Genomic DNA, 9,175 nt, shown 5'->3' on the forward strand with positions numbered 1-9,175 from the left:
GGCTCGGTGTGGGTGTGGGAACAGCGGCCACAGCCATACACCCACGCCTTGGTTACGGGGGTAGGGGCACCACACTGGCCGCAGGGCAGCCCAGGCAGCGCACGGATGCGCCAGTAGCCGGGAGTGCCGCAGGCAGGGCAGAGGCTTTGGGCTTTGGCGATGAGGTTTTGGGTGGCTGCCGCAATCACCTGCAGACGGGTTGGGTTGTACAGGGCCCGCATGTCGGTTTCCAGATGCAGCCCTCCCTGGCGGGCCAGCAGCTCTTCCACCACCTGCTTTAGGGTTGCTTCGTCCTGGATCCCTTTGTGGATAAGTTGGGGGTTTTCCGGCTGGTCGAGGGCAATTAGGGCGTGCTCGGGGAAACCTACTTTTTGGGCAAAGTCCAGGGCTTCTGCAAAGCTCTGCACCCAGCGATGGCTGAAATTGGTTTGGGTGCTTTCTGCGTAGCCCACCAGCTCCAAGGGATCCGCGCCCGGTTCAAAAACCTTGAGCATGACCCATTCCTGGTTCCAAGGGATCCAGGGAAGCTGGGGGTGGGGGCCGAAGGATCCCTCGCTGGCCAAAAGCAAGGGGGCAGGACAAACTTGGCGGGCTCTCTCAATTTTTAAGCGTAGGGTGTGGATGGGATCCCCCGGCCGGGGCCGCTCCCGCGAGAAGGTGCCCAGTTGGTCGGTATCAAGAGGTATCACCTGCACCTGGATCCCCAGCTGTTGGGCCAAGAGGGGGCCAATTACCTGCTCTTTGCGATGCAGGGTTGCCAAGTAGGCAACCCGACCCTTCCAGTGCATCATCCAGAACTGACCCCGAGCTGGCAAATGAAGCCTACCGCCTTGTCATGGGGCAAATCAAGATGGCTCAAACCAGGGGATGGGGTTCTGGTGCCAGGCCCAAGTGGGCAAGGGCCTCGGCCAAGGCGGCTTCCCGGCTTTCCACAAACCGCTCCGCCGGCAGGGGCAAACGTAGGCTTTCCAAGCGCTGTCGGATCCGGCCCCTGGCCCCGACAATCCACACCTGCTTGCCGCGATCTAGGGCCTCACGAATGGCATTTTCTAGAGAAAGCGTTGCCGAAACCCCTAGCATTGGCACATCCGACAGATCCACCACCAAAGCTTGGCAGGAGGCCACCGCCTGGTATTGGCGGGAAATGGCCTGGGAAACCCCGAAGATCATCGGGCCGCTCAGGTAAAACAGCAGCACCTGGCCGCGGCCCTGGCGCAGCAACTCCTTTTCCCGCGGCGTGAGATCTACAGCATCGTCGGCATCGGTAATGGCTTTCACCTCTTCCGACTGGAGCTCGCTCAGGCGCTGGATGGTAAGCAAATTGGCCACAAACACCCCTACCCCCACAGCGGCAATGAGATCCACGAACACCGTCATGAACATCACCCCGTACATGATGGCCGCCCCTTTAAGGGAGAGGCGGTGGGCCCGCTTCAGGAAGCTCCAGTCGAGGATGTCCACCCCCACCTTAAAGGCAATCCCCGCCAGCACCGCCATCGGGATCCCTTGGGTGAGGGGCGCGGCAAACAGCACCACCATCAAGAGGAGAAGGGCGCGAGTGATGCCGGCCAAGGGCGTACGTCCTCCCGATTGGATATTCACCACCGTGCCCATGGTCGCCCCCGCCCCCGGCAACCCCCCCAAGAAGCCGGAGACCAGGTTGCCGATCCCCTGCCCAATCAGCTCTTGGTCGGAGTCGTGGCGGGTGCGCGTGAGGTTGTCGGCAATCACTGCTGTCAAGAGGGTATCAATGCAGCCCAGCATGCCCAGCACCACGCCGTCCAACACCAAGCTGGGCAGGGAAGCCAAGGGCAGCTGTGGCCATTGCACCTGGGGCAAGCCGGTAGGGATGGGGCCAATGCGCCGCAGATCCCAATCAGCCATGAACAAGTTGGCCACCAGCGTTCCCAGCAGCAGAGCCACCAACTGGGGCGGCACCGCCTGTCGCCAAGGCTTGGGATAGAAAAAGAGGATGGCCAGCGTCAGCAGCCCCAACCCCAGTTCCGGCACCTTAAGGTTAAGCAGGTAGGTCGGCAGATTCTGCACGGCCCCAATCACTCCCCCCTGGCTGGCGTGGCCCAACAGCGGCGGGATCTGCAGCAAAATCATGATCCAGCCGATCCCCGACATAAAGCCGGAGATGACGCTGTAGGGCATGAGGGTGATGTATTTGCCCAGCTTCAGGGATCCAAACAAAATTTGAAACAGTCCCCCCAGCATGACCACCGTGAAGGCCGGCCCCAGCCCCTGATCCGGATAGCTGGCGGTAACCTTGGCAATGACTGCCGTCATCATCACCGTCATCGGCCCGGTGGGTTCGGAGATGAGGGTAGGGGTACCGCCAAACAGGGCGGCAAAAAAGCCCACACACACCGCCCCGTACAAACCTGCCACCGGCCCCGCCCCGGAAGCCACCCCAAAGGCCAGAGCCATCGGCAGCGAGACAATCGCCGTCGTCAGCCCGCCGAAGAGATCCCCACGCCAGTTTTCTAGGCTTAGCCGCCGCTGCCAATCCAGAAATCTCCTACCGCCGGACTGCATGCTCCACCGCTCTCGACGCTATGTAGGTAGGCTACCATTGAGCGTTACCATAAGGAACAGACTAGAAAGTAGATTTCTATCTATAAGTTTCTTCAGGGATCCCCCTTTGGCTCCGAGTTGCAGAGCCGCTCTACCCCAGCAAAAGGCAATGGTAGACTGGAAACACCTGGATTGTTGGTTACTCCCCTAAGTTGCCGACGGTTGGCGGGCGACAACCGTGGGGTTTCTTGTCCTGCCCACACCCAAGTCCAGCGGGATCCCTCACCTCTACCTCCACCCCATGAGCGACAACGAATTGACCGCGCGCATCATCCCCACCGACTTGCAGCGGGAGATGACGCAGTCCTACCTGGAATACGCCATGAGCGTCATCGTCGGGAGGGCTCTGCCAGACGCGCGGGATGGCTTGAAGCCAGTGCATCGCCGCATTCTCTATGCCATGCACGAACTGGGGCTGACGGCGGATCGCCCTTTTCGCAAGTGCGCCCGGGTGGTGGGGGATGTAATCGGGAAATACCATCCCCATGGAGATCAAGCAGTTTACGAGGCCCTGGTGCGCATGGCCCAGGACTTCTCCATGCGGGAGCGCCTGGTAGACGGGCACGGCAACTTTGGCTCCATCGACAATGACCCACCGGCGGCCATGCGCTACACCGAGTGCCGCCTCACCGCCTTTGCCCAGGAAGCCCTGCTGCAGGATATCGACGCCAACACCGTTGACTTCATCGACAACTACGACGGATCCCAGCAAGAGCCACTGGTGCTGCCGGCACGGATCCCGCAGTTGCTGTTGAACGGCTCTTCCGGGATTGCTGTGGGCATGGCCACCAACATCCCGCCCCACAACCTAGGAGAGCTGGTGGATGGCCTCATTGCCCTAATCGAAAACCCCAACCTGACCAGCCTGGAGTTGATGCACTGGATCCCAGGGCCAGACTTCCCCACAGGGGGGTTGATCCTGGGCCAGGAGGGCATCCGCGAAGCCTACACCACCGGGCGCGGCTCCATTACCCTGCGGGGAGTGGCCACCATCGAGACCATTGAGCAGCGGGGCCGACCGGCGCGGGAGGCCATCGTGATCACCGAGCTGCCCTACCAGACCAACAAGGCAGCCATGATTGAAAAAATTGCCGAGTTGGTCAATGAGAAAAAACTGGAGGGCATTGCCGACATCCGCGACGAGAGCGACCGCAGCGGCATGCGGGTAGTCATTGAGCTGAAGCGGGATGCCCAGCCCCAGGTAGTGCTCAACAACCTCTACAAACAGACCCCCCTGCAGACCAGTTTTGGGGTCAACATGCTGGCCATCCTCAACGGCAAGCCCTGCACCTTGACGTTGCGGGACGCGCTACAGGTTTTTCTGGATTTTCGGGCAGAGGTCATCGAGCGGCGCACCCGCTACGAGCTGCAAAAAGCTGAGGAGCGAGCTCACCTTTTGCAGGGGTACCTGCTGGCTTTGGGGCAATTGGAGCGGGTGATTGCCCTTATCCGGGGAGCTGCTGATCCTGCCACAGCCCGCGCTGAGCTGCAGAGCCAACTGGGGCTAAGCGAAGCGCAGGCCGACGGCCTCTTACAAATGCAACTCCGCCGCCTCACTGCCCTAGAAGCCGAGAAAATCCAGGCCGAACATGAGGACCTGCTGCGGCAAATTGCCGATTTGCGGGACATTCTGACTCGACGGGAACGGGTGATGCAAATTATCTGCGAAGAGCTGCAGCAGCTTAAAGCCCGCTTTGGGAGCCCGCGCCGCTCCCGCTTCTGCCTGGAGGACGGTGAGCTGGAGGTGGCCGATCTTATCGAAAACCGCGAGACGGTCATCTTCCTCACGGAACAGGGCTACATCAAGCGCATGGACATCGAAGAATTTCGGGTGCAGGGACGAGCCACCCGCGGCAAGGCCGGCGCCCGCATCAAAGACGACGATGCCATTGCCCAATTTTTTACCTGTCGCAGTCACGACACCCTTCTCTTTTTTACCAACCGGGGGGTGGCCTATACTCTGCCCGCCTATCAGATCCCCCAAGGGAGCCGTACCGCCCGCGGCAGCGCCATTGTCCAGTGGCTGCCGCTAAGCCGGGAAGAGCGGGTTACCTCCATGGTGCCCGTGAGCGAGTTTAGCGACGACGAATACCTGGTGATGCTCACTCGGGGGGGGTACATCAAAAAAACGGCCCTCAGTGCCTTTGCCAACGTTCGCTCCAATGGCCTGATTGCCATTTCTCTTGAAGAAAACGACGAGTTGTGCTGGGTGCGCCGTGCCCGCTCTGGCGACGATGTGGTCATGGCAACTCGCCAGGGCATGGGCATTCGCTTCCGCGCTGACGACGAGCAGCTGCGTCCCCTAGGGCGGCCTGCTCGCGGCGTGCGAGCCATTACCCTCAACCCCGGCGACGCCATCGTCAGCATGGACATTCTCTCTGCCGAGTTGGTGAGGGCTGCCGAGCAGGAGGGAGAGCGGCTAGCCAATCCCTGGGTGCTGGTAATCACTAAGGAAGGCCGGGGCAAGCGCCTGGCCATTGACCATTTCCGCCGGCAAAACCGTGGCGGCAAGGGGGTGATCGCCACCAAGTTCCGCCAGGCGTCGGATGAGTTGGCGGCCCTGCGCATCGTCAATGCCGAGGACGAAATCCTCTTGGTAACTGCCAGAGGCATTGTCATGCGCCAGTTGGCCAAGGCCATCCCCACCCAGTCCCGCGAGGCCACTGGAGTGCTGGTGCAGCGCCTGGATCCCGAAGACAGTATCGTCGGGGTGACGGTGGTGCCTGCCTCATTTGTGGGGGAGGAGATCCCGGAAGGTGGGGCCTGAGGTACGGCATTTGCCGCCTCAAAAGGGTGGGATCCCGTACCGAGGGCAGCAAGGCGCAGGTGCTAAGTTGGGCATAGCCCAAATTGGGGGAGCGGTGAGAGCCTGAGGGATCAGGCAGGCCGTCCAGTTGGGCTTTACCTGCTGTGTTTGGGGAGCTTGGTAACTCCATGTCCAGCCCAATCAACTTCATTCCTGGCTTTGAGGCTGTGCCAACGCCTAGCCCCAACAACCGGCTCTGGCAATACCTGCAGTCGCAGGATCCCAGCGTTTTTCAGGATATTGCCCGCAATTCTTCCCCAGAAGTGCTGGAGATCCTGGGCTATAACATCCGCAGCCTGCTGGGCAGTTTGCCGTCCGACCAATTTGGCGTTCAAATCGTCACCAACCGCGAGAGTTTGGCAAAGATGCTCTCGGGTGCCATGATGGGGGGCTATTTTCTGCGGGTGATGGAGCAGCGCCTGGCCCTGGAGCAGTCTTTGGGCAACTCACCCCCTGCCATCGACGCCTCCCAACCTTCCAACAACGCAGAGCAACCCTCGCCAAGAGAAGGCGAGAGTGCTCAGTAGCAGCGGGCTAGGACTGGTTGGCCTGCAAGCTTCAATGGGGGAAAAGGGATCCCAGTTCAGCCGCCCGCCGCGGCGGATTTTGGTCTGCCCGGATAGCTTCAAAGGATCCCTGACGGCCAAGGCAGCAGCAGAGAGCATTGCCCGCGGGATCCAACAGGTGTTGCCCCAGGCGGAGATAGAGCTGCTCCCTCTAGCCGATGGGGGCGAGGGTACCCTGGAGACCTGGATGCTGGCGCTGGGGGGAGAAAAACGGGGGCTGTGGGTCACCGGCCCGCTGGGGGATCCCGTCTGGGCCGAGTACGGCGTAGTAGGCGAGCGGGCGCTGCTGGAAGTAGCCCAGGTGGTCGGCCTAACCTTGGTGCCTCCCCAGCGGCGGGATCCCACCCACACCACCACCTATGGCCTAGGGGAGCTGTTGCGGGCCGTCTGCCGGGATCCCATTGCTGAGATTTGGATAGGGCTGGGCGGATCCGCCACCGTGGATGCCGGAGCAGGCATGGCCCAAGCCTTAGGCTATCGCCTCCTGGATAGGGCTGGGGATCCCATTGGCTGGGGGGGAGGGGAGCTGGCCCGGCTGGCGCGCATCGAGCCGCCCAAGCAGCCTGTCTGGCAGGGCAAGTGCATCCGCGGCCTCTGCGATGTGCAGAACCCTCTCACCGGCTCTTGGGGGGCGGCTGCCGTTTTTGCGCCCCAGAAGGGCGCCACTCCCCAGCAAGTAAGGCAGTTGGAGCAGGCCCTGCAGCACTGGGCCAGAGTGGTGGAGCGCGACCTGGGTCGGATGGTGGACGGGATCCCTGGCGCCGGCGCTGCCGGTGGGCTGGGGGCAGGGCTAGTGGCCTTTTTGGGAGCCACCCTGGAGTCCGGGATCCAGCTCTTGGCCCAGCACTTGGCACTGGCGGAGCGTATCCGTCACTGCGATCTGGTGATTACGGGCGAGGGCTGTCTCGATGAACAGAGCAGCATGGGCAAAGTGGTGGGGGCAGTGCTGGAGCAAGCGATTGCGGCGCAGAAGCCCTTGCTCATCCTCTGTGGTCAGGCCACCCCGGCAGCTCGGGCCGACTTGACCGCCCGGTCGCTTCCCGTGAGGGTTGGCGCTCTCTGTGACCGGATCCCGGACGTGGCCGAAGCCCAGCGCCAGGCCGGCTATTACCTAGCCCAGCTGGCTGCTCAGGAGTTGCGAGCCCTCTGCCAGCTATAATGGCTGGAATCGTAACTTTAGGAAGCCATGGCTAGGATTGAGTTTTCTCCCGGCATTGAGGAAGTACCCACCCAGGTACGGCTGCTGAAATCCAAAACCGGCAGCCGGGGATCGGCGATTTTTCGCTTCGAGGAGTTAAAGACCGATACCCAAAACATCCTCGGTATGCGGATGATTGACGAGGAGGGGGAGCTGACCACCCGCAACATCAAGGCCAAGTTCCTCAACGGGGAATTCAAGGCCCTGGAAGTAATCTACGACATGGAAACCGAAGCCGAGTGGGAGCGCTTCCTGCGCTTTATGGAGCGCTTCTCGGCGGCCAACCAGATGGGCAGGGCCTAATCCCCTCCTCAGCCTTTGGACTTTTTGCTGCCGGAGCCCGACTTGCGCTTGCTTTGGGGTTGTCCGGAAGCTGCTTCTTTGGGTTCTGCCAGCGGCGGACGCCGTTTGTGCCAGTCGGTGCTCTGCTCGTAGGCGTAGGCCACCCGCAGCACCTTGCTCTCCTGCAAGACGTTGCCGATGATCTGCAGGCCAATGGGCAGGCCGTTGGCAAAGCCACAGGGCAGGCTTAGGGCTGGCAAGCCCGCCAGATTAACCGGGATCGTCATTAGGTCGCACAGGTACATGCTCAAGGGATCCTCCCGCTCCCCTGCTTTAAAGGCTGGCGTGGGGGTGGTGGGGCTGACCAGTACATCCACCTTCTCGAAGGCCCCCAGAAAATCTTGCTTGATCAAGGTGCGCACCTTCTGGGCCTTGAGGTAGTAGGCATCGTAGTAGCCGGCAGAGAGGGCATAGGTGCCAAGCATAATGCGCCGCTTCACCTCTGGCCCAAAGCCGCGGGCGCGGGTCTTGCCATACATAGCCAAAAGCGAGTCGGCAGGTTCCCGCAGGCCGTACTTGACGCCGTCGTAGCGGGCCAGATTGGAAGAAGCTTCGGAAGGGGCAATGATGTAGTAGGTGGCTAGGCCGTAGCGAAAGCTGGGGCAGTCAATCTCCAGGATCTCCGCCCCCAGCTCCTGCAGGTGTTGGATAGCCGCTTCCACGGCAGCGCGGGTTTCCTCGCTGCAGCCTTCTCCCAGCAGGTTGCGGATGACGCCAATCTTGAAGCCTTTGATATCGGGGATCAAAGCCTGGCTATAGTCCGGGATCTCCACCCTGAGGCTAGTGGAGTCCATGGGGTCATGGCCGGCAATCCCCTGCAGCAGCAGGGCCACATCCTCCACGGTGCGCCCAAACGGCCCCACCTGATCCAGAGAAGAGGCAAAGGCCACCAGCCCGTAGCGGGAGACCAGCCCATAGGTGGGCTTGAGGCCAACCACGCCACAGAAGGCCGCCGGCTGGCGGATGGATCCCCCCGTATCCGATCCCAGAGCCACCACCGCCTGGTCTGCCGCCACCGCTGCCGCCGACCCGCCTGAGGATCCCCCTGGCACCCGTGTCAGGTCCCAGGGGTTGGCGGTGCGCTGGAAGGCGGAGTTTTCCGTGGAGCTGCCCATGGCAAACTCGTCCAGGTTGGTCTTGCCCACCATCACCATGCCGGCTGCCGCCAGCCGCGCCGTCACCGTTGACTCGTAGGGCGGAATAAACCCCTCCAGCATCCGAGAAGCACAGGTGGTGCGGATCCCTTGGGTGCAGAGGTTATCTTTCACAGCCAACGGGATCCCGGCCAGCGGGCCAATCGCCTCCCCGGCGCGAATGCGGGCGTCCACGGCTCTAGCCTGCTGCAGGGCCAGCTCCTCGGTAACGGTAATAAAGCTCTTCAGCTGCGGCTCCAGTTGGTGCAGGCGCTCTAGGTATTCGCGGGCAATCTCCTCGGCCGAGCGCTCTTTGCTCACCAACTGGCGGTGCAGGGCACGGATAACAGACATAGGCAAACTCGCTAGGGAAGGGAAAGGCCGATCGAGCAACGTCAAAGTTCTCTCTAGAGTAATCCAGCACGGATCCCTACTAACTCCCCTCTCCCCCAAAGAGAGGGGCTGGGGGTGAGGGCCAGCGCGGCGCGCTTGGGCCTACCGCCGTTCCAAAAAATCGCGGCGCAGATCCCGGATCTCCTGCCGCATCTCC

7 protein-coding genes are annotated in these 9,175 nt (G+C 61.8%); 4 read left to right on the forward strand and 3 right to left on the reverse strand.

Going from position 1 to position 9,175, the window contains the following annotated elements; all coding sequences use genetic code 11:
• Both NW827_RS01040 and NW827_RS01045 read right to left on the reverse strand, forming a co-directional pair.
• Positions 1 to 791 (reverse strand): DUF6671 family protein (locus NW827_RS01040; protein ID WP_414503230.1); only part of this gene is annotated, 791 nt, incomplete at its 3' end.
• A 64-nt stretch (positions 792 to 855) separates the two neighbouring features.
• Positions 856 to 2,541 (reverse strand): SulP family inorganic anion transporter, encoded by a 1,686-nt coding sequence (locus NW827_RS01045; protein WP_414404349.1) that lies wholly within the window; start codon positions 2,539 to 2,541, stop codon positions 856 to 858.
• Positions 2,542 to 2,821: 280 nt separating this feature from the next.
• On the opposite strand from NW827_RS01045, the gene gyrA reads away from it, so the two are divergent.
• From gyrA to psb28, 4 genes are all read left to right on the forward strand, one after another.
• Positions 2,822 to 5,347, forward strand: a complete 2,526-nt coding sequence (gene gyrA, locus NW827_RS01050) for a DNA gyrase subunit A (protein WP_414404373.1) — start codon at positions 2,822 to 2,824, stop codon at positions 5,345 to 5,347.
• A gap of 167 nt (positions 5,348 to 5,514) precedes the next feature.
• Positions 5,515 to 5,913, forward strand: coding sequence for a DUF760 domain-containing protein (locus NW827_RS01055; RefSeq protein WP_414360673.1), 399 nt, complete (start codon positions 5,515 to 5,517; stop codon positions 5,911 to 5,913).
• Complete coding sequence (locus NW827_RS01060) at positions 5,903 to 7,111, forward strand: glycerate kinase (RefSeq protein WP_414404347.1); 1,209 nt, start codon at positions 5,903 to 5,905, stop codon at positions 7,109 to 7,111. Before NW827_RS01055 ends, NW827_RS01060 begins: the two co-directional genes overlap by 11 nt.
• Positions 7,112 to 7,138: 27 nt before the next feature.
• Entirely contained in the window at positions 7,139 to 7,453 is a 315-nt protein-coding gene (gene psb28, locus NW827_RS01065; RefSeq protein WP_414360678.1) for a photosystem II reaction center protein Psb28, read from the forward strand.
• A gap of 8 nt (positions 7,454 to 7,461) precedes the next feature.
• Here psb28 and gatA read toward each other — a convergent pair whose 3' ends face one another.
• Positions 7,462 to 8,979: an Asp-tRNA(Asn)/Glu-tRNA(Gln) amidotransferase subunit GatA gene (gene gatA, locus NW827_RS01070; protein WP_414404346.1), complete on the reverse strand. Its 1,518-nt coding sequence runs from the start codon at positions 8,977 to 8,979 to the stop codon at positions 7,462 to 7,464.
• Positions 8,980 to 9,175: the final 196 nt, after the last annotated feature.

Source organism: Synechococcus sp. H70.1 (assembly GCF_047502705.1).
Taxonomy (GTDB): Bacteria; Cyanobacteriota; Cyanobacteriia; order Thermostichales; family Thermostichaceae; genus Thermostichus.

Excerpts from the sequence above, each read along its gene's own strand:
- gatA (WP_414404346.1), bottom strand. The coding sequence starts at position 8,979 with ATGTCTGTTATCCGTGCCCTGCACCGCCAGTTGGTGAGCAAAGAGCGC.
- psb28 (WP_414360678.1), top strand. The coding sequence starts at position 7,139 with ATGGCTAGGATTGAGTTTTCTCCCGGCATTGAGGAAGTACCCACCCAG.
- NW827_RS01055 (WP_414360673.1), top strand. The coding sequence starts at position 5,515 with ATGTCCAGCCCAATCAACTTCATTCCTGGCTTTGAGGCTGTGCCAACG.
- NW827_RS01045 (WP_414404349.1), bottom strand. The coding sequence starts at position 2,541 with ATGCAGTCCGGCGGTAGGAGATTTCTGGATTGGCAGCGGCGGCTAAGC.
- gyrA (WP_414404373.1), top strand. The coding sequence starts at position 2,822 with ATGAGCGACAACGAATTGACCGCGCGCATCATCCCCACCGACTTGCAG.